At 38.1% G+C, this 20,421-nt stretch carries 17 protein-coding genes; 3 read left to right on the plus strand and 14 right to left on the minus strand.

Annotation, left to right across the window (positions count from 1 at the left end):
- Window positions 1–3: 3 nt before the first annotated feature.
- The 9 genes from folC to OLW01_RS08390 form a co-directional block, all read right to left on the minus strand.
- The gene (gene folC / locus OLW01_RS08350) at window positions 4–1,254 is read right to left on the minus strand and encodes a bifunctional tetrahydrofolate synthase/dihydrofolate synthase (RefSeq protein WP_268073388.1); all 1,251 of its coding nucleotides are present in this window, start codon (window positions 1,252–1,254) and stop codon (window positions 4–6) included.
- Window positions 1,254–2,114: an acetyl-CoA carboxylase, carboxyltransferase subunit beta gene (gene accD / locus OLW01_RS08355; protein WP_268073389.1), complete on the minus strand. Its 861-nt coding sequence runs from the start codon at window positions 2,112–2,114 to the stop codon at window positions 1,254–1,256. The genes folC and accD overlap by 1 nt, the downstream gene beginning before the upstream one ends.
- Before the next feature lie 139 nt (window positions 2,115–2,253).
- Window positions 2,254–3,093, minus strand: coding sequence for a tRNA pseudouridine(38-40) synthase TruA (gene truA / locus OLW01_RS08360; protein WP_268073390.1), 840 nt, complete (start codon window positions 3,091–3,093; stop codon window positions 2,254–2,256).
- Between the two features lie 108 nt (window positions 3,094–3,201).
- The gene (locus OLW01_RS08365) at window positions 3,202–4,023 is read right to left on the minus strand and encodes a 3-keto-disaccharide hydrolase (RefSeq protein ID WP_268073391.1); all 822 of its coding nucleotides are present in this window, start codon (window positions 4,021–4,023) and stop codon (window positions 3,202–3,204) included.
- A gap of 100 nt (window positions 4,024–4,123) precedes the next feature.
- Window positions 4,124–4,930, minus strand: a complete 807-nt coding sequence (gene pssA, locus OLW01_RS08370) for a CDP-diacylglycerol--serine O-phosphatidyltransferase (RefSeq protein ID WP_428980186.1) — start codon at window positions 4,928–4,930, stop codon at window positions 4,124–4,126.
- A gap of 124 nt (window positions 4,931–5,054) precedes the next feature.
- Window positions 5,055–7,631 carry an ATP-dependent chaperone ClpB gene (clpB, locus tag OLW01_RS08375; RefSeq protein WP_268073393.1) on the minus strand — a complete coding sequence of 859 codons (2,577 nt, stop codon included), beginning with the start codon at window positions 7,629–7,631 and terminating at the stop codon, window positions 5,055–5,057.
- 109 nt (window positions 7,632–7,740) lie between these two features.
- Window positions 7,741–8,247, minus strand: coding sequence for a 3'-5' exonuclease family protein (locus tag OLW01_RS08380; protein ID WP_268073394.1), 507 nt, complete (start codon window positions 8,245–8,247; stop codon window positions 7,741–7,743).
- Between the two features lie 270 nt (window positions 8,248–8,517).
- A complete protein-coding gene (locus tag OLW01_RS08385) occupies window positions 8,518–9,489 on the minus strand; it encodes a hypothetical protein (RefSeq protein WP_268073395.1) in 972 nt (323 codons plus the stop codon).
- A 152-nt stretch (window positions 9,490–9,641) separates the two neighbouring features.
- Complete coding sequence (locus tag OLW01_RS08390; RefSeq protein ID WP_268073396.1) at window positions 9,642–10,364, minus strand: polysaccharide lyase family 7 protein; 723 nt, start codon at window positions 10,362–10,364, stop codon at window positions 9,642–9,644.
- A 452-nt stretch (window positions 10,365–10,816) separates the two neighbouring features.
- On the opposite strand from OLW01_RS08390, the gene OLW01_RS08395 reads away from it, so the two are divergent.
- Window positions 10,817–12,232, plus strand: a complete 1,416-nt coding sequence (locus OLW01_RS08395) for a VCBS domain-containing protein (RefSeq protein ID WP_268073397.1) — start codon at window positions 10,817–10,819, stop codon at window positions 12,230–12,232.
- A gap of 503 nt (window positions 12,233–12,735) precedes the next feature.
- Here OLW01_RS08395 and ydiJ read toward each other — a convergent pair.
- On the minus strand, window positions 12,736–15,789 hold the full coding sequence (ydiJ, locus tag OLW01_RS08400) for a D-2-hydroxyglutarate dehydrogenase YdiJ (protein ID WP_268073398.1): 3,054 nt from the start codon (window positions 15,787–15,789) through the stop codon (window positions 12,736–12,738).
- A 302-nt stretch (window positions 15,790–16,091) separates the two neighbouring features.
- Here ydiJ and OLW01_RS08405 point away from each other — a divergent pair, with 302 nt between their 5' ends.
- Both OLW01_RS08405 and OLW01_RS08410 read left to right on the plus strand, forming a co-directional pair.
- Entirely contained in the window at window positions 16,092–16,244 is a 153-nt protein-coding gene (locus tag OLW01_RS08405) for a hypothetical protein (protein ID WP_268073399.1), read from the plus strand.
- 254 nt (window positions 16,245–16,498) lie between these two features.
- Window positions 16,499–16,726 (plus strand): hypothetical protein, encoded by a 228-nt coding sequence (locus tag OLW01_RS08410; protein WP_268073400.1) that lies wholly within the window; start codon window positions 16,499–16,501, stop codon window positions 16,724–16,726.
- On the opposite strand, the gene OLW01_RS08415 is transcribed toward OLW01_RS08410, so the two are convergent.
- The 4 genes from OLW01_RS08415 to pstB all read right to left on the minus strand — a co-directional run bounded on the left by OLW01_RS08415 (window position 16,710) and on the right by pstB (window position 20,412).
- Window positions 16,710–17,294 carry a uracil-DNA glycosylase family protein gene (locus OLW01_RS08415; protein WP_268073401.1) on the minus strand — a complete coding sequence of 195 codons (585 nt, stop codon included), beginning with the start codon at window positions 17,292–17,294 and terminating at the stop codon, window positions 16,710–16,712. The two genes, OLW01_RS08410 and OLW01_RS08415, sit on opposite strands and share 17 nt — an antisense overlap.
- Window position 17,295: 1 nt before the next feature.
- Window positions 17,296–18,663, minus strand: coding sequence for a molecular chaperone (gene yegD, locus OLW01_RS08420; RefSeq protein ID WP_268073402.1), 1,368 nt, complete (start codon window positions 18,661–18,663; stop codon window positions 17,296–17,298).
- A gap of 124 nt (window positions 18,664–18,787) precedes the next feature.
- Window positions 18,788–19,498: a phosphate signaling complex protein PhoU gene (gene phoU / locus OLW01_RS08425; protein ID WP_268073403.1), complete on the minus strand. Its 711-nt coding sequence runs from the start codon at window positions 19,496–19,498 to the stop codon at window positions 18,788–18,790.
- Between the two features lie 92 nt (window positions 19,499–19,590).
- The gene (pstB, locus tag OLW01_RS08430) at window positions 19,591–20,412 is read right to left on the minus strand and encodes a phosphate ABC transporter ATP-binding protein PstB (RefSeq protein WP_268073404.1); all 822 of its coding nucleotides are present in this window, start codon (window positions 20,410–20,412) and stop codon (window positions 19,591–19,593) included.
- Window positions 20,413–20,421 lie beyond the last annotated feature (9 nt).

A 20,421-nucleotide genomic window follows, 5' to 3' on the forward strand; every position in this document is an offset into this window, starting at 1 on the left:
TATTTAATCCGTCAAAATATCTGTGATCACCCAAAAAGAGCCAAACGCAACAATAAGATCGTCTAGTTGAGCATCTGCTAAAGCACTTTTGTACGCTTGTTGAATCGATTGATAACAGCTTACTTTATCAGATACGGTTAATTCGGTTTGTAAATCTGTGGCTTTTGCGCCTCTTGGCTGGTTGATATCTGCTAAATACCAAGCATCAAAATCAGCTTTTATGGTGTTAATAACGGTTTTAATATCTTTATCTTTTAACATGCCCAGCACAGCAATTTTTTTACCTTGGTGTGAGTACTGTTGTAGTTGTTGCTGCATAAAACGAATCGATTCTGGGTTATGTGCAACATCAATAATGACATCAGGTTGAGTTGAAATTTTTTGCCAGCGGCCGGCTAATTGAAAATCAATGAAGCATGCATTAATTAAATTAATATCCAGCTCAAGGCCAAGTTGCTCTAAGCCCGCTAAAACCGTACTCGCATTTTGAATCGGCATGTTGGGTTTATTTAAATGATTAAATTGATTTTTTTTACCCTGCCAAGACCAATACTGAGGCTCTATTTGATAACAAAAGTCTTGTTGTTGCCACACAATATCTAGCTGTTTTTCTAACGCTTGTTGTTTAACGGTATCTGGTGGATTTAAATCACCACAAACCGCCTTGCCTTGCGCTCTAAAAATACCGGCTTTTTCAAAACCAATCACTTCTCGGTTTGTACCCAACCAGTCTTGGTGATCTAAATCTATTGTGGTAATAATAGATAGATCAGGTTCAACAATGTTAGTTGCATCTAACCGTCCGCCTAGGCCAACCTCTAATAAAATATAATCTAGCGATTGTTGAGCGAGTAAATAAATGGCAGCTAATGTGCCAAACTCAAAATAAGTTAGCGCTATATTACCGCGCGCCTGCTCTATGGCTTGAAAAGCATCACAATGCTGCTGCTCACTTAGCCAATTTGCATTAACCGTTACGCGTTCACGATAATCATGAATATGGGGGGAATTATAGCAGCCCACATTAAAGCCATGGGCACACAAAAGTTGTTGCATTAAATGACAACTAGTGCCTTTGCCATTGGTGCCAGCAAGTAGCACCACTTTGGTTTGACTAAAGTTTAAATCTAATCGGTTATAAACTTGACGAACACGCTCCAACCCCAGCTCAATATCGTTAGGGTGAAGCGCTTCTAAATAAGTTAACCAGTCTGGCAGCGAATTAAAAGCTACCTGAGCGGATGGATTGACCATTAAATTTGCTCAATAGAAGGTAAATTCATCAGTTTGGTAATTAATCGCGATAAGGTATCTCGCATATCACGGCGATCGACAATCATATCAATTGCCCCTTTTTGCAATAAAAACTCACTTCGCTGAAAGCCTTCCGGTAATTTTTCACGAACCGTTTGTTCAATTACTCGAGGGCCAGCAAAACCAATTAGTGCTTTAGGCTCTGCAATATTTAAATCACCAAGCATCGCAAAGCTAGCTGAAACGCCACCCATAGTAGGATCGGTTAAAACTGAAATATAGGGCAAGCCTTGCTCACTCATTTTAGCTAAACCTGCGCTGGTTTTAGCCATTTGCATTAATGACATTAATGCTTCTTGCATTCTTGCGCCGCCTGAAGCTGAAAAACAAATTAAAGGTAAGTTTTGTTCCAAGCAAACTTCAACCGCTTTAATGAAACGAGCGCCAACCACCGAGCCCATTGAACCGCCCATAAAACCAAATTCAAATGCAACAGCCACCACAGGCACGCCTTTTACAGCCCCTTGAAATGCAATTAATGCATCTTTTTCACCGGTTTTTTTCTGGGCCGCAGTAATTCTGTCTTTATATCGTTTTGAATCTTTGAATTTAAGTTTATCTTGTGGTTCTAAATCTGAACCTAGTTCAGTGCGGTTTTCCACATCTAAAAAAGCTTCCAAACGAGCACGGCCAGAAATGCGCATATGATGACCACATTTAGGGCAAACATTTTGTTGCTGCTCAACATCAGCACGGTACAAAACTGAACTACAATCGTCGCACTTAACCCAAACACCTTCTGGTACATTGCTTTTTTTGCTTGAGTTTGTTTTAGGTAATATTTTTTCGATCCAACTCATTGATAATCTCTGGGTATAATTTCAAAAAGAAAAATTAGTTTATACAAAAAGCGATAAACTCTTAATGCCGCACATTAAATCATAAACTGAAGCATATTTTAACTAAAACCTGCATCTTAAAGTAGAGATAAGTATAGATTTAATTGCTTACTTCGCATTGTTTATCGATTTTTTCAATATTTAATGGTTCAATTTGCTCTGGTAAAAAAACGGGTCCCATCGGCACAACGGGAATATTTAAACTATCTGGATAAAAAACTCGAACCAAATATAAACCATTTGGTTTAGCTGTGGCCGCGGCTAACGTGCGGTCTTTTGCAATTAGCAACTCTGATATCCAGTTAACAGCTTGCTCGCCTTTGCCTATTTCCATTAAAGAGCCCGCGATATTGCGAACCATATGGTGCAAAAACGCATTTGCAGTAATATCGATAACAATATATTCACCAATTCGCGTAACCGATACTTGGTGAATATTTCTAAATGGTGTGTTTGATTGACAGTGCGCTGCTCTGAATGAGGTGAAATCTTTTTCGCCCACTAAAGCTTGAGCAGCTTGATGCATTTTAGTTGCATCTAAGTCGTGATAACAATGAGTGATACCTTGGGGCAATATAGCTGACTTTAACGGGTTATTATATATAACATATCTGTAGCGGCGTGCCGTAGCTGAGTATCTGGCGTCAAATGAGTCATCAACAATTTGAGCCCATTTTACCGCAATATCTTTAGGTAAATTGGCATTAACGCCTAAAGTCAATGCTTTAATTTCGCGTTGAACATCCGTGGTAAAATGCACAACTTGAGCTGTCGCATGTACGCCAGAATCAGTTCGCCCTGCACAAGTGACCACTATTGTTTTGTTAACCACTTTGGATAAAGCTTCTTCTAATGCCTGCTGAACACTGGGTACATTTTGTTGTCTTTGCCAACCCGAATACCGGGCACCATCGTATTCAATACCTAACGCAAATTTCATATCATAACCACATGAATAAAAGTGGCGGCATTATACCCAAACCAAGTAAAAATGCGAGCTTGAGCATAATAATAGCAATTACATTAATCACAAATAAAGATAAACACCTTAATCTAATGGCTTTATCATAATATTTCTAAACTCGGTTGGATGTGACTCAGCTTGAAGCGCAATGTAGCCCTCGTCGATAATCAAATCGCTCAAGCCTAATGCATACTCACTTTTTGGCTCGTATTGAGTTTTTTGATATTCAAATACCACTTCACCATTAATCCGATGAATGACTTTTTCGCCCCCGTGCACCTCTATTTCAGCTTGCACCCATTGATCGCCTGGGTAAGTTTTTGAGGTAGATAAGATACAATGCTCAGTTCTCAATTGACCATTCACAACAATATTGGTTTCTGGTGTGCAAACATTGCCCGTTGTTCGAGTTTGTCCTTGGGTGCCGCCGAGTAACTGAACCTCAATCGAACGAGGAAAACTTTGTTCAATTGCCATACTGCTCGGTGATTGACTATGAAACATAATACCATTATTGCGATAAGCCCACTCGGGCCCGCCATTAACTTGCTCGCCGATAAAACGGTATTCAAGCTTTAGAATATAACTTGAAAAAGGTTTTTGATAAAAAATATGACCAAATTTATCGTCGAAATTTTGATAGTTATCGTACGAAACAATTAATTTTCCATCTTTAACCCCAAAGGTATCTAGATAGTTTTCATCTAGTGGATGATCTGTAAATTTGATATGCCAACCCGATAAATCTTTGCCATTAAATAGAGATATCCATTCACCTTTTTGATTATCCGTTTGATCTGTTTTAACAACCTCTTGTTCCACTTGTTCCACTTGATCTAATTGCACACAACTTACCAGTGATAATAGCAAAGCAGAATTAATAACAGCCCACTTGATTTTAAACATAGTCATTCCATCTGTTAATGTAAAAACGTATAAGTAAACAAAAACGGCCGATTAAAGAATCAGCCGTTTTTAAATATTGCCAAATAATAAGTTAAACCTACTATTTAGTCTGATTATTTTCTGTTTCGTCTTGCTCTTGTGAAGCCGCCTTACTTGCTTCAGTCGCTGTTTCGTCAGGTTCATCTATTAGTTTATTTTTAATTTCTTTAACACTTTTATAGGTAATAAAAGGACCTGACAACGCATAAAGAGAAAAGATCAAAAACAACACTAATGCAGGCTCAGTAGCCACAACGACAAAGACTAATACCATGAATAAAACAGCAATAAACGGCACCCGTTCTTTCCATTTTATTTCTTTAAACGAGCTATATTTAAAGTTACTAACCATCAACAACCCACTCACGGTGGTTATTATCATCGCAATGACGCCAAAGGTATCTGGGTTTAGTTCATAATCGGCACCTAGCCAAACCATACCACTGACAATCGCGGCCGCTGCTGGGCTTGCTAACCCAGTAAAATAACGTGAATCAGCTGTACCTACCGTGGTATTAAATCTGGCTAAACGCAATGCCGCAGCGGCGGTAAAAATAAATGCGGCTAGCCAACCAATTTTACCTAATCCAAACAAAGCCCAATTATAAGCGACTAATGCTGGTGCGATGCCAAAAGACACCATATCCGCCATACTGTCGTATTCGGCTCCAAATGCACTTTGGGTGTTAGTCATTCTGGCAACTCGACCATCTAGCGCATCAAAAATCATCGCAATAAAAATAGCAACTGCAGCACTTTCAAAATGGTTGTTCATAGAGGCAATTACTGCATAAAAACCAGAAAAAAGGCCAGCTGTGGTGAGAATGTTAGGTAACAGATAAATGCCTTTGCTTGGATGTTTTTGTATATCGTTTGAATCAGTCATAAAAATTTTTGCTTAATCCTTAAAATAATAAAGGTTTCTAGTTGCAACCATAGTTAAATAAGTAGCAATAGAAACCTCATGTAGCAAGTTACTTTTATATTGTAACTTATTTTGATACAAAGACTAATTTATCATCTTTTTCATCAACAACAATGGTTTTTTCTGTTGGAATTGAACCTGATAAAATAGCTTGTGCTAATGGGTTTTCAATTTCCTGTTGAATTGCTCGTTTTAATGGTCTGGCACCAAACACAGGATCAAAGCCAGCTTTACTGAGCTTTGCCAAAGCTGCATCTGTGACTTCAAAGCCGTAGCCACGGGCTTCCAGACGATTTTTGAGTTCATCTAACTGAATCAATGAAATTTGCTGGATATGATCTTGGGCCAATGGATGAAACACCACAGTTTCATCTATCCGGTTAATAAATTCAGGTTTAAAATGTTGACCAACTACCTCTAGCACGGAAGATTTAACTTGATCTTCATGACCCGAATGCGTCAACTCTTGAATTAAATCAGAGCCCAAATTAGATGTCATTATGACCACTGTGTTTTTGAAATCAACTGTCCTGCCTTGTCCATCTGTTAATCGGCCGTCGTCTAATAGTTGCAACAAAATATTGAAGACATCAGGGTGCGCTTTTTCAATTTCGTCTAGCAAAATAACAGAATAAGGTTTTCGGCGCACAGCTTCAGTTAAATAACCGCCTTCTTCATAACCCACATAGCCCGGAGGCGCTCCCAATAAGCGAGAAACTGAATGTTTTTCCATAAATTCAGACATGTCGATTCTGACCATGGCGCTTTCTGAATCAAATAAAAAGCTTGCCAATGACTTACAGAGTTCTGTTTTACCAACCCCAGTTGGGCCTAAAAATAAAAATGAACCTATAGGCCGATTCGGATCAGACAAACCGGCACGAGAACGACGAATAGCATTAGAGACAGCTTTAACTGCTTCGTCTTGGCCAATCACTCGTTGATGTAAGTTATCTTCCATTTGCAACAACTTATCTCGCTCGCTTTCAAGCATGCGCGATACTGGAATGCCAGTCCAACGCGAGAGTACATCTGCAATTTCTTCCTCTGTAACTCTATGTTTAAGCAAGCTCATGTCTTGCATTTCAGCTTGAACCGCTAAATCTAACTGGCGCTCAAGCGCTGGAATTTTGCCATATTGAAGCTCAGACATGCGGCTTAAATCGCCAGCCCGCTTAGCAATGTCCATATCCAAACGCGCTTGTTCAAGGTCTGCTTTAATATTTTGAGTACCTTGTAATGCCGCTTTTTCTGCATTCCAAATTTCTTCCAAATCATTAAATTTTTGAGTAATGCCTTCCAGTTCTTCTTCAATAGTGTTTAAGCGCTTTTTACTGGCATCATCGCGCTCTTTTTGCAATGCTTGTTGCTCTAATTTAAGTTGAATACTGCGACGTTCAAGGCGATCTAACTCTTCTGGCTTAGAGTCGATTTGCATTCGGATGCTTGAAGCTGCTTCATCAATTAAATCTATCGCTTTATCGGGCAATTGGCGATCTGCGATATAACGATTAGACAAAGAGGCCGCCGCCACAATAGCCGGATCAGTAATTTCAACTGAGTGATGTAGTTCGTATCTTTCTTTTAGGCCGCGCAAAATGGCAATCGTATCTTCAACGCTAGGTTGATCCACTAATACCTTTTGAAAACGACGTTCAAGCGCAGCATCTTTTTCGATAAACTGGCGGTATTCGTCTAATGTTGTTGCACCAACACAATGTAATTCACCTCGAGCTAATGCCGGCTTTAACATATTTCCGGCATCCATAGCGCCATCACCTTTACCTGCGCCAACCATAGTGTGGAGTTCGTCAATAAATAAAATGACTTGTCCTTCTTCTTTGGCAAGCTCATTTAATACCGCTTTCAATCTTTCTTCAAATTCACCTCGGTATTTAGCGCCGGCAATTAAAGCGCCCATATCTAATGATAATACGCGTTTATTTTTAAGCCCTTCAGAAACCTCGCCATTAATTATACGCTGTGCTAAACCTTCAACTATTGCGGTTTTTCCTACCCCTGGTTCGCCAATTAATACAGGGTTGTTTTTCGTTCTACGTTGTAGCACTTGTACAGTACGGCGAATTTCTTCATCTCGACCTATAACAGGATCAAGCTTGCCCTGCTCTGCTTTCGCGGTTAAATCCTGAGTGTACTTTTCTAAGGCTTGGCGTTTCTCTTCGGCATTAGGATCATCTACGTTTTGTCCGCCTCTCACTTTTTCTATCGCTGCTTCTAATTGAGCCCGACTAATACCCGATTTGGTTAACATTTGTCCTAACGATGCGTTTTGCTCAAGTGCAGCCAATACGAAAAGCTCTGACGAAATAAATTTATCTTTGCGTTTTTGTGCCAATTTATCTGATAGGTTTAACAAACTAATCATGTCACGTGATAATTGGACATCACCACCTATGCCTTCAACTTTAGGCAGCTTATCTAAAGATTCAGATAGCTGCGCCCGCAACGCGGTAATTTCACAGCCTGCTTGAGTTAATAAATTACGAATTGAACCTGAATCTTGGTTGAGTAAAGCATACATTAAATGAGTTGCTTCAATGTATTGGTGATCTCGTCCCAATGCCAAAGATTGGGCATCGGAAATAGCAAGTTGGAATTGGCTAGTAAGTCTGTCTAATCTCATGATTGAAGTACCTTATCAAATAACCTAGTTTATTCATAAATGGGTATTCACAGAAAAAATATCAAGGGAGTTTAAAGCAAAATCATCTACCCAGATGAATTAAATTAACTTAAAAATATTGGGCCGTTTCTACCTGTGTGAACTCATAACATAATTGAATAATGGCGGCATCTGAGCTAGCTCGATGCCGTGGCTCTTTATAAAGCTCAACTAAATTATCTTTAACACTGTGCCAAATTTCTATTTGGGCTTGCGTTAAAATAGCTCTGATTGGTTCTAATTTAAAACTGGGCAAACAACCTGCGGCATCATATAATTTACCTAACCAACTTAAATCATGCCCCCAAGCATCTGTGTAAACTAATTCACCTGCTAGCGTTTTGTTCAGCTCATCAGCTACTTGTCGTACATTAAAGCCCATGTTAAACAATAACTCGCGTTTAATATGATGTTTGTGCTCTGCACTACTTGACCAATGAGTCCAATTATCCTCAGGCTTTACGAGATAATTGAGTCGTTTTTTAGACGGCAATACAAAACCTACTTCTATCGGGTAACTACCTCGACCAAAGCCTGATGCTTCAATGTCTAAAATAATAGGTAATTTATTCTCCATTCAGTGCGTTTGTCCCTTTTCATTTAAAATACTGATGCAACTAATTTAAAAGTCAATAAGTGCATTATAATTTTCATATTTAACAACTTATAGTGTCCGTGGACATTTAATGTTATTTATAATGTCTCTGATATGATTCTAGTCGATACTTGAATAACCTGTATACACTTGTCAATTACTCTACAATACGAAAAGGAAAACAACTAGAAAAGCAGCAAAGGCAAAGGCTTTGCTCGTCTGCTAGTTTAAACATTATGACGAACGGTCTACTTAAAAGTCTAGGTTATTTAACTCAACTTTGTATAAAAATGCATTGGCGGCGAGTTTCAGTTGTGTCGATGCCGAATGATCTTCAGAGATCTGACTAATGAGTTTAATCAGTTCCTCATCTTTTTTTAAAGTCGCATTCATTGTCTCGAGTATGGCTAATTTAAATTCAGTTGTCCCATTGGTTAAATGGTGTTTTAAAACATCTGTTTTTATTTGGCTTTGCTCCAATTGCGAAATCGCTGATATTGCTTTAATCGCGATGGATTCAATTTTATTTTGACTCAGTTCTGCTAAACGGTTTGCACAGCGATACTGACTTAAAAGCTGGCTACAAGTTTTTGAAATAGCGTCAATTAAAACGGTTAATGCGTTGTTGTTATCTTCATAGTAACTGGCATCAATTAAACTATCGGTCAATTCTGGTAACGAGGTGTCAGACTCTTTATAGATGTCATAAGCGAACTGACGTTTTTCGACATTCGTGTCAAATAGCAAGTCTTTTGCAAGGTTTATTTTATCTTTGCTAGGTGTTAACTGAATAATACTCCCAAGAATTGAGAGAGAAGCTGGTTCACGAGAATTTTGATAAAGTGAATACAGGTAACTAAGGCCTTGTTCTGATTGGTTTACAAAGTCTGCTATCTTACCAAACTTAAACGCTGGTGAGTCCATAAAACTTAAATAGACTTTTAAGCTATTAATGTTATTAATAGCTAAATTTTCTAATTGAATCTCCTCATTATTTAGCTGTTTGAGCGTTTTATTTTCAATCTGAGAATATTCACATTCGGTTTTTTGGGCTGTTTTCTTGTGATGATTTTGTGTATTACTAACAACAATTTGTGTTTGGTTAGCCGGTAATTTGTTTATTCGAGTATTTTCCTGACTCCAATGAAAACGCTGATTTTCGTACCAAGTTCCAATAAAAAACGATGAGATAAGCGCGATTATACCCAAAAATATTTTGCCCATTTATATTCCAACCAATAGCTTTTTTGAGAAGATAAAAATAATTGTGATAAACATTTAAGCTAACCCCAATATAGAAACCGAATAAATACCAACTGACAAAATGGTATTTCTTAAACTGAGTTAAATTGAGGTTAACTTGGCAACAATTTTAATTAACGGATGTATTGAATCGTATCAAACTTAGCTCGGCATCCATTGCTTTGTGTCGCATTACTCATATAGCAACCTGCCTTATAATAAGTTTTTGCAATATCGAATCCACTAAGAGTAAGGCCACCACTGGGCGTTACTTCCGAGCCATTGATCCAAACCTTAATTTTATTATTTTCGCGAACCATTTTGTAGGTATACCAAGTATTTAGACTTGCACTTTGGTTTCCATACACACTGGTGCTAGCACCCGGTGATGTTCTAATAACTGCGCGTAAGTCGCCAAAAAGTTGCTCGATTCGGACAATTGGACCATCACCTTCGCCAAACATTTGTCCAACCGTGTAGTTACGACTACTTAAGCTTGCACCCTCAAACCTAAATCTAGCGTTAAAGCTTGAGTGGTTACCTAACATATTTTGTGAGCGAACCTCTGTACGTCCATCATCGCCATCGTCATTGTCGAACACTGCGTGACCATCTTGCTGAAAAAAATGTCCATTAATTTTTTGATCATTAAGATTACTGCCCGAAATACAAGTGCTAGTTCGAGGAAATTGTAACCCCTTATATTTAGTATTAGTAAATTCATTGTCCCATTCACTCGCCCAATTAAAGCTTTGTGCACTGCACGACTGAGCTTGTACTGAAACAGTGAACAACAGACATAAAAGTGAACTAGATACGGTTGCTAACGAGATTTTTTTTGATAGTGCTTTTAACATTTTTAATGTCTCCTTCGAAATGTTTAATATGAATAATTTTTAAATCGGCTATGTAATAACCGTGTTAAATATATTTTAAAAAAAATAATTGATCAAGTGGTAAGTCCAATTTATACTGTTAAAAATTGAGTTATTCGATTGAATCAATTATTAGAAGCACGATAAAACAGGCGGTTATGCAATATCGGTAACCCGAAAGATGTATATGTCTGGGACGCTATGAACATAATAAATTAAATTATAAAGTTAAAAAATAAATCAAATATTAAAATACAAGCAGTCTAACTTAGTTAACTCTTTAGGGTTTTTAGCTAAATAATGATTTAGCACCCCAAAACTGGCATTACCACCAAGTTATAAGATTAATGTTAAATACCGTTTATGAACTAAAAAACGTTTGAAATAAAAAATAGATATGAATTTTTAACCATAGGATAAAGAGGAAAATAAAAATGAAAAAAAATTTAGTTACTTTAGGCCTGTTGCTTTCATTGTCAGCTTGTAACCTAGAATCCAGCGATGACAATGACAGGGATATAGCAGAGAATACGCCAGCTATTATTTCTGGTGATTTATTGGCACAAGTGTCAAGCGATTCAAGTACAGACTTAAGTGGAAGCTTAACGATTACTGATGTTGATGATGGTGAAAATAAAGCAATCAGCCAATCTGCGGTAGCAACGCATTATGGCACGTTTAATTTGGCTGAAGATGGCAACTGGACCTACACTTTAGATGGTAGCAACGATGAGGTTGTGGCGTTAACGAATGCGAACGAAACCTTAACTGATTCCATTATCGTAAAGTCTGCTGATGGCACATCCCAAACCATAGTGATCACCATAAAAGGGGTTGAGCCGGTTAAGATCAATACACCCGCCACAATTAGCGGCGATTTAGCAAAAACAACCATTAATAATGTGAATGGAGATTTAACAGGTACTGTAACTGTGACTGATCCGGATTCTGGCGAAGCAAGCGTGGTTAGCCAAGTAAGTCAGGCAACAACGTACGGTACTTTTTCGATTGATGACGCGGGTTCTTGGATATACACATTAACGAGCAGTCATACTGATGTGTCAGCTTTAGCATCGCTAACCGACACTCTGACAGACATCATTAATATAGAATCTGCTGATGGTACCATGAGTTCAATCAAGATTACGATTACAGGTCCTGTTATCACTTCAACCACCAGCAAAGTCGCCAAACTGACGGATACCAAAACCGACGATACAGGAGAACTACGATTAAAATTGGCAGATAGTGATATAGAGCCACTTACAACCGGCAAATTAACGCTTTCATTTAAGAAAGAAGCGGGTGCGCAAAACAATAATCCAACAGATAACGACACAGACTTTAAAGATGCTTATATTGGCTTGTACGGCAGCTCAGTAAGCTCAGGCAAAGATTTAATTGAGCTTAAGATTAAAGAAGGCCGTTATGATATTCGAAATCAAGATATAGAAGTTGACGCTAGTTTTACCGGAGATGAATGGATTGATGTAGAATTTACTTGGGACGCAACAAATGCATCAGACACTGTGCAGCCATTAGTGACTTTAAGCATTAATAGTACACAGGTAACTAATGCTGCATTTTCATCTGTTTCATCAAATTTATCTTTAACTAAAGCGGGTTTACAGTATTTAAGTTTTAAACTAGCTGATAATGATGCAACGGTTGCAACTGCTTATTATATTGATGATATAAAGATATATTCAGATACAGCTGGCACCGTTTTAATATTTAAAGATGATTTTGAAAGTTATGAACTGAATGCGACTTTAGAAAGTTCAAATGACGAATCACCATACCATTCAACGACAAACGAGGTGGTTGTGGTTGAACAAACTAAAAGCTAATAAGTTATTTATATGTACGGGTAGTGTCTGAAAATCTAGATAAGCATCTAGTTTGAACTAAAAAACCACTGTGCATAAATGACTAGTCACAGTGGTTTTTATTTATAGTTACATCCAGCTAAACTAGTGCATTTTGATCTTTTCTGTATTACTTTCCAGCAACTTGTACAGTATTTATACAACAAAGCACGATTTGGGTGTAGTTTTTCTACATAAATGAGTGCTGAGGCAGTAGAAATACCGCACAAACGCTGCCCAAAGGGTTTGTCCTAAACGCTTGTTACGCTTTGTTGCTGATCAGCCCACGAGGCCTACACAAAAACATCGGAAATGTTTTTAAACAGCTCTGCTGGCTTTAGCGTAAGGCAGGGATGCCTGAAGTAAACCCGCGCTGCGATTAAAAAGCGTTTAGCTAGAACAAAATTTATACAGCAAAGATCAACACGCCCCAGTACGGTCAAACCAGTATAGTATTTAGCCATATAGTTAAATACAAGACGTGGTTAACTTAATAAGTTAAGCAAAGCCTGTACTGGGTGGTTAGGTTTAAATCCATCTTCGCGTTTAACTTGCGAGCGACAAGAGTAGCCGGTTGCCAGCACTTCCACTGGAACACTTTGTTTAATTTTATCGCCCCAACTCATTTGATAAATCGCTTTTGAATTATCTAAATGACTGGCTTCATGTCCGTAAGTACCAGCCATACCACAACAACCAACCGCTACAGGACTTAGCTTAGCCCCTGCTTTACTAAAAATTGCTTGCCAGTCTTTTTGGCTAGATGGCGCTGCGGTTTTTTCAGAGCAATGCGCAAATAATTTAAATTCAATTTCAGGGTTATTTTGAGTTGTTTCAGGGAATGAAACATTTTTCAGCCATTCATGAGGTAATAAAACGTCAAAATCCCCTCTTTTATCACCCAGCACTTTAGCGTATTCATCCCGATAGCAAAGTACTAAACTTGGATCTGTACCCACCAAAGTAATATGCAATTCATTCAATTGATTTAAAAATGCAGCAGCTGATTTTGCAGTTTTTGCAAATTTATTCAAAAAGCCTTTTACATGCTGGGCTTTACCATTTGGTTTAAACGGCAATAAAATCGGAGTGTAGCCTAATTTAGCAATAAGCTTTATCCAATCTGCAACCACTTGTGCATCATAATAAGAGGTAAATGGGTCTTGTACTATGGCAACTACCTTTAATCGTTGCGCTTCGCTCATTTGCTGTAAGCGTGATAAATTCCAGTCCAAAACATTCATATCTCCCACACTTTGCTCAAGCGTCGGATAACTTAACAATGGAGTATCTACATAACCTAAAGTTTGCTTAATAAGCCCTTGCACAGGTTTAGATTTTAAGAAAAAATTAAAAAATCTTGGTGCTTTAGCCATTAACGGCGCACTGTTTTCAATTGAAGCCACTAAATAATCTTTTAATGGTCGACTATATCGAGCGTAATAAAGCTGTAAAAAACGTGCTCTGAAGGCAGGTACATCAACTTTTATTGGACATTGGCTCGTACAAGCTTTACAAGCCAAACATTCATCCATAGCGTCCATAACTTCATGCGAATAGTCATATTCGCCTTGCTTTTTAGAATTCGTATTTCGCCAACGAGCAAACCAAGATGATTCAAATTCACCTTTAACAGCGTCTTTTTCAAGCTGATTAAAATCAACCCCTTGATTACTCAACTGGCGTAACCATTCGCGCATTAAACCAGCTCGACCTTTAGGGCTGTGTCGTCTATCTCTTGTAACTTTATAAGAAGGACACATAGGTGAATTAGCATCCCAATTAAAGCATAAGCCGTTACCATTACAGTTCATGGCCGTATCAACACTTTCCCTAACGTTAACCGGAATTTGACGATCGTAAAATCCGCGTTTGGTATCATCAACTGAAACAAGCTTTTCGTCTGAGTTTAATGGGGTGCAAATTTTGCCCGGATTGACTCGGTTATCTGGGTCAAAAGCCGCTTTAATTTTGCGTAATTCATTAAATAGCTCTTGGCCAAAAAACTCTGGCCCATATTCACTACGATAACCTTTACCATGCTCGCCCCACATTAGGCCGCCATACTTAGCAGTTAAAGCAACCACTTTATCCGATATTTGGCGCAGGGTGATTTCTTGTTCGGGATCATTCATATCTAATGCAGGTCGAACATGTAAAACGCCTGCATCCACATGGCCAAACATACCATAGTTCAAATGATAGCTATCTAATAAGGCTCTAAATTCCATAATGAAATCAGCTAAGTTTTCAGGCGGCACCGCCGTATCTTCGGCAAAAGCCAGTGGTTTTTTGCTGCCTTTAGTATTTCCTAATAAACCAACCGCTTTTTTTCGCATTTCATAAATTGTACCAATTGAGCCCAGATCATCTGTTACTTGATAACCTATAACACCGGCTTCGCCGTTTGCAATAAGCGTGTCTAACTGCTGGGTTAAATTGTTTAATTTAGCTGCACTGTCTTGTGCCTGAACCGCATTAAATTCAACAATATTAATACCTTCCATTACCTTGCCCGGCACATCGGTAATTAAATGGCTAACTGAGTTCCAAATTATATCTTCACGCGCTAAATTTAAAACCTTGCTGTCAATAGTTTCAACTGAGGTTGCGTTCGCTTTCACTAAAAAAGGTGCGTTTCTTAGCGCCGATTCAAAACTGTCGTATTTTACGTTTACCATGGTTTTAAATGGCGCGATTGGAGTAATGTTCAATTTAGCTTCGGCAACAAAACCTAAAGAGCCTTCAGAACCCGTAATCACTCGACCCAGATCAAACTCAGTTAAATCGTTATTAAATGTATGCTCTAAATCATAGCCAGTTAAAAAGCGATTTAATCGGGGAAACGTATCTAAAATTTGTTGGCGCTGGTCACGACAGCTGGTTAAGACTTGCTGATAAATTTTACCAATAGGACTCGTTTGTTTGGCTATTTCTTCTGCTTCGGCCGTAGGCATAGAGGCGGTATCGAGCACCTCCCCATTAATTAATACGCTTTTTAGCGCTAAAACGTGATCACTTGTTTTACCATAAACCAATGACCCTTGTCCTGAAGCATCAGTGTTAACCATACCGCCAATAGTTGCCCGATTACTGGTACTTAAATCGGGCGCAAAAAAGTAACCATGGGGTTTTAAAAAGGCGTTTAATTGATCTTTTACGACCCCAGCTTGAACTTTTACCCAGCCCTGTTCAGCGTTAAAATCCAATATTTGATTCATGTGGCGACTGATATCTACCACTATCCCTGACGTTAACGATTGCCCATTTGTGCCAGTACCGCCGCCTCGAGGTGAAAACTTAACTTGTTTAAACTCTGGCTTTGACGCGATTTCAGTCAACACGACCAAATCATCAATATTTTTTGGTAAAACAACCGCTTGGGGTAAGTTTTGATACACACTGTTATCGGTTGAAACCGAAAAACGACTAGCATAGCTGGTTTCGATATCACCTTCAAAACGCGCTGATTTAAGCACTGCTAAATAATCAAGGTAGCTTTGTTCAATGGCATCGACTTCTGTTAAACGTGGGATCATTCTTTATCTATCGCTTATAAAACTTGGTGCAGATTATATCAACTTTAGCTTACTTGTTGCAGCTAAGTTTTTATTTATTTTGAGATTAAATATAGCGCGCATTTCTTTGTGAGTTATAGTCAGTAGACTACACTTAAATAAATTTTAACTGACTTTCTTATTTTATTTATATGCGTTTGAAATATCCGAGGGCAAAAAACATAGCTTCAGTATGTGGCTCAACTTAATAAAAATTAGCTTAATAAGCTTATTTTTATTATCGATGAATATACAATATACACAAGCAAAAACAACTTCAAAAAATGCGTGTTTTAGCACCTACTTACCCTCCGTTCTCGCACAAAATTCAAGATAAATGGCAAGGTGAAGGTTTCAAAAAAGCCTCTCAAATACTTGAAGTGGCCAAGATCCCATATCAAATAACACCAAGTTCTAATTTTGTTCAAGCATTTTAAAAACTAAAAAAGAGCCAAATAGATGCCGTTTTATTAGCCACTGAAAATAAACACCAAAATACATATTCAATCTTATCTCAACCCATTTTGTGTTAGTTGGTATATTAATAAAGACGCTGAATACCTACCTGACAATAAACAATTTAAAAAGCAGTATAAAGTTGGCTAGCCCATTTAAAGCGAATTGATATCTATGTCTTGAAAAAGATAAATACAATGTAGCTGGTGTTTTACAAGTTGATAATTTAGCTAAAATGCTAAAACTTAAGCGGATTGATGCAGTAATGGTAAACAGTGCGGTATTTGAAAACGCGGCAAAGCAAGGCAATATTCCTGTGTCACACTTTAATGCAATAAAACATGGTGCTCATCCGGTGAGTATGTATATTCAAAAACAATATATAAAAAATCATCTACATGTTCTCAAACAAATTAATCAAGCTATTCAGCAACATTATCCCAAGCTTAATTGTCGCTTGTAACCTGTTTAACTCGTCGTTGAAGCGCAGGAATCACTTCACGTTCAAACCAAGGATTTTTCTTAAACCAATATTGATTACGAGGACTTGGATGCGGCAAAACAAATTGCTCTGGAGCATATTTCTGCCATTGTTTAACGGTTTCAGTTAGATTAAGTTGACTGCTTGGTAAATGATACTGGCGAGCGTATTGTCCCAACACTATGGTTAATTCAACCTGTTTTAAATGGGCTAGTAAGGCCTTTCGCCAAAGCGGGGCACAAACTTTAGATGGTGCAATATCGCCCGATTTAGTCGAACCCGGATAACAAAACCCCATTGGTAAAATTGCGACTTTATTTTCGTTGTAAAAATCATCATTTGAGATTTTCATCCATTGACGCAGCTTATCTCCGCTGGCGTCGGCAAAGGGTTTATTAGCTTTATCTGCTTTTCGACCGGGCGCTTGACCTGCAATTAAAATTTTAGCTTGCGAACTGATTTGAATAACCGGATTCGGGTTTAAAATCGCCTCGCACTCACGGCAAGCTAATGCCTGTTGTTTTAATGCTTCTAAACTTAAATTCATCATACTAACGGTAAATTTTATCTGCCCATCTAGTCAAGCCAGATGCAACGCTACCAAAATAATCGCCAACGACAAGTTCGGTTCCTGCTGGGCAAAGCTGTCTGATAAATTGATTAAAAACAGGCGATTTAGCTGTGCCTCCTGTAACAAACACAATATCAGGCTCACACCCTGCTTGGTTAATAGCTTCATTAATTAATTGCGCGATTGAATCGAGTATTCGTCGATTAGCCTGCAATAAATTATCTCGCTCAAGCTGTGCCATTAGCGACGGGCTTAAAAAGTCTAAATCTACAAGGGTAGAATTTACAGCTGATAACTCAATTTTTGCTTGTTCAGCGCAATTGACTAGTTGATAACTCAATTTTTGCTGCTGTACTTTTAACAAGCGTTCGAGCAAAGATTTTTGTTCGGCATCACGTAGCAACTGAGCTAACATACGTGCATTTTCAGCACTGTAAAAGCGCGTTTGTGCCGCAATATTATTAATTTCAACCGCATCACTAAAACATTTAACTGGTAAAGGTTTACCTGTTTTAAGTTGCCCATTCATCCCTAAATATGGCATTAATCCAAACAAAGCTAATTGAATATCAAAGTCGTTACCACCCACTCGTTGACCGCTATGGCTTAATATATGTTCGCTACGCTGTTCATGATTGATTAGCTCAGGTCCCATTAATAACATTGAGCAATCACTCGTACCACCACCAATATCAACCACTAACACGCGTTTTTCTGTTGGTAAACTAGCTTCAAATTCGACCCCAGCTGCAACAGGCTCAAATTGAAATTCAACGTTTTTAAAACCGACTCGCTTTGCTGCATTCGTTAAAATATTTAATGCTTGCTGATTACTCTCGTCACCTTTTAATCCTTGAAAGTTGACAGGCTTGCCAATGACCAATTGATCTATATCTTCTTTTAAATTTTGCTCAGCACAAGCTTTAATATGACACATCATAGCTGCCACAATATCTTCAAACAAATCGATTTGCTGGCGAACTAAACCAGTTGCCCCTAAAAAGGATTTAGGAGATTTAATATAATAACCTTCTTCGGGATCTTCGAGGTAATGCTCTAAAGCTGATTTGCCAAAAGATAACTCAGAATTCAACCCATCTAGTTTCAGCTCTGCTAGCGCCATTTGCCCTTTTTGCAAAGCAAGCTTTCTAGCACTGGCGAAATTACTTTGTTCGTTGGTAGGTAGGTTTTGATAAAGCCAATTAACAATGGTATTTCGACTGGCAGAATATAAACTGGAAGGCATGTAAAAGCCGTGCTCGGCTAACGTAACCAGCTCAGGGTGAGCGTTACGCATAATGCCAACGGCGCAATTAGACGTGCCAAAATCAAACCCTATAGTCGCCATACAAAGCCTCTTTCAAAAAACCCGTAAGCATACTCATTTAGCTTGGCTGGCACAATTAAAATAAAAAAGTAACGCTATTTTTTAAGGCAATTAATAGCCTTTGCCACTTTTAAGCTGATTTACTTTATTTAACCTCTAGCATTTTTTCAATATGCTCACTGCTTCTATGGCGTACATCTTTGCCTTTTATTAAATAAATCACATGCTCACTCAAATTTTGGCAGCGGTCACCTATTCGCTCTAGTGAACGTGTGGCCCAAACAACATCCATTATTTTTGGAATAGAGCGTGGATCTTCCATCATATGAGTCATTAATTGACGCATAATACCTTCATAAGCTTTATCAATTTTTTTATCTAACTTATGAACTTCGTAGGCAGCATCACTATCCATACGTGCCATCGAATCTAATACTTTATTAAACATGGTCAATACTTGTTGACCCATATGATCTAAATCAACAATAAATTGATGATGTTGACCGCTAAAGTGAACTTGTGCAGCTTTGACCATACGACAAGTTTCATCACCTATGCGTTCTAAATCGGCAATCATTTTTGCCACTGCCAAAATAATTCTTAAATCAATGGCTGCAGGTTGGCGTTTGGCAATAATTCGAGCGCATTCTTCGTCTATTGCCACTTCATAGTCGTTAATTTTATTGTCGTTCTCTATGATTTTTTCTGCTATTTTAGGATCGCTATTATTAATCGCCTCAAGCGCTTGTGTTATTTGCTGTTCAACCAAACCGCCCATATCTAATACACTGCTCATAATGCGTTCAAGTTCAATATTAAACTGACCTGAAATATGTTTATCTAATTTTAAATCCATAATTTACACCTAGTGTCATTAAATCTGAGTGTACCTAAAATATCAGCGATAATTCAAGCGGTTATGATAATTTTATCTAAAACTAAGGCTACTTAACCATATCGACCGGTAATATAATCTTCGGTTTTCTTTTTAGCCGGTGTCGTAAATAATTGGTTTGTTTCAGAGTATTCAATTAGCTCACCCATAAACATGAAAGCAGCATAATTAGATACACGCGCTGCTTGTTGCATATTATGCGTCACAATTACCACAGTATAGGTTTCTTTTAAATCATTAATCAACTCTTCAATCGTTAAGGTTGAAATTGGATCTAGCGCCGAGGTTGGCTCATCTAGCAATAATACTTTAGGTTCAATCGCTATTGCTCTAGCAATCACTAGTCTTTGCTGCTGACCGCCAGATAAACCAAATGCGCTGTCATTTAATCTATCTTTTACTTCATCCCATAAAGCAGCTTTACGTAACGAGCTTTCAACAACTTCGTCAAGTTTATATTTTTCTTTAATTCCTTGCAGTCGTAATCCATAAACGACGTTTTCGTAAATCGATTTTGGAAACGGATTTGGCCGCTGAAATACCATGCCAACGTTTTGGCGCAAATTTGCAACATCAACATCTTTATCGTATATATTTTTGCCTTCAAGTAAAATTTCGCCTTTTACTTTACAAATATCAACCAAATCATTCATGCGGTTAATACAACGCAACAAAGTTGACTTACCGCAGCCTGAAGGGCCTATAAAAGCGGTTACTTTTCCTTTAGGAATTTTCATATCAATATTGTACAAAGCTTGTTTATCGCCATAGAACAAATTGAGATCTCGCATTTGTAATGCCGTTTGCTCAGCGGTTAATTCGCTTGGCGAAATGGCATTATTAATTTTAGTAACTTCAGGTGATAATGAAATCATCTTTAATAA

Source organism: Catenovulum adriaticum, from assembly GCF_026725475.1.
GTDB lineage: Bacteria > Pseudomonadota > Gammaproteobacteria > Enterobacterales > Alteromonadaceae > Catenovulum > Catenovulum adriaticum.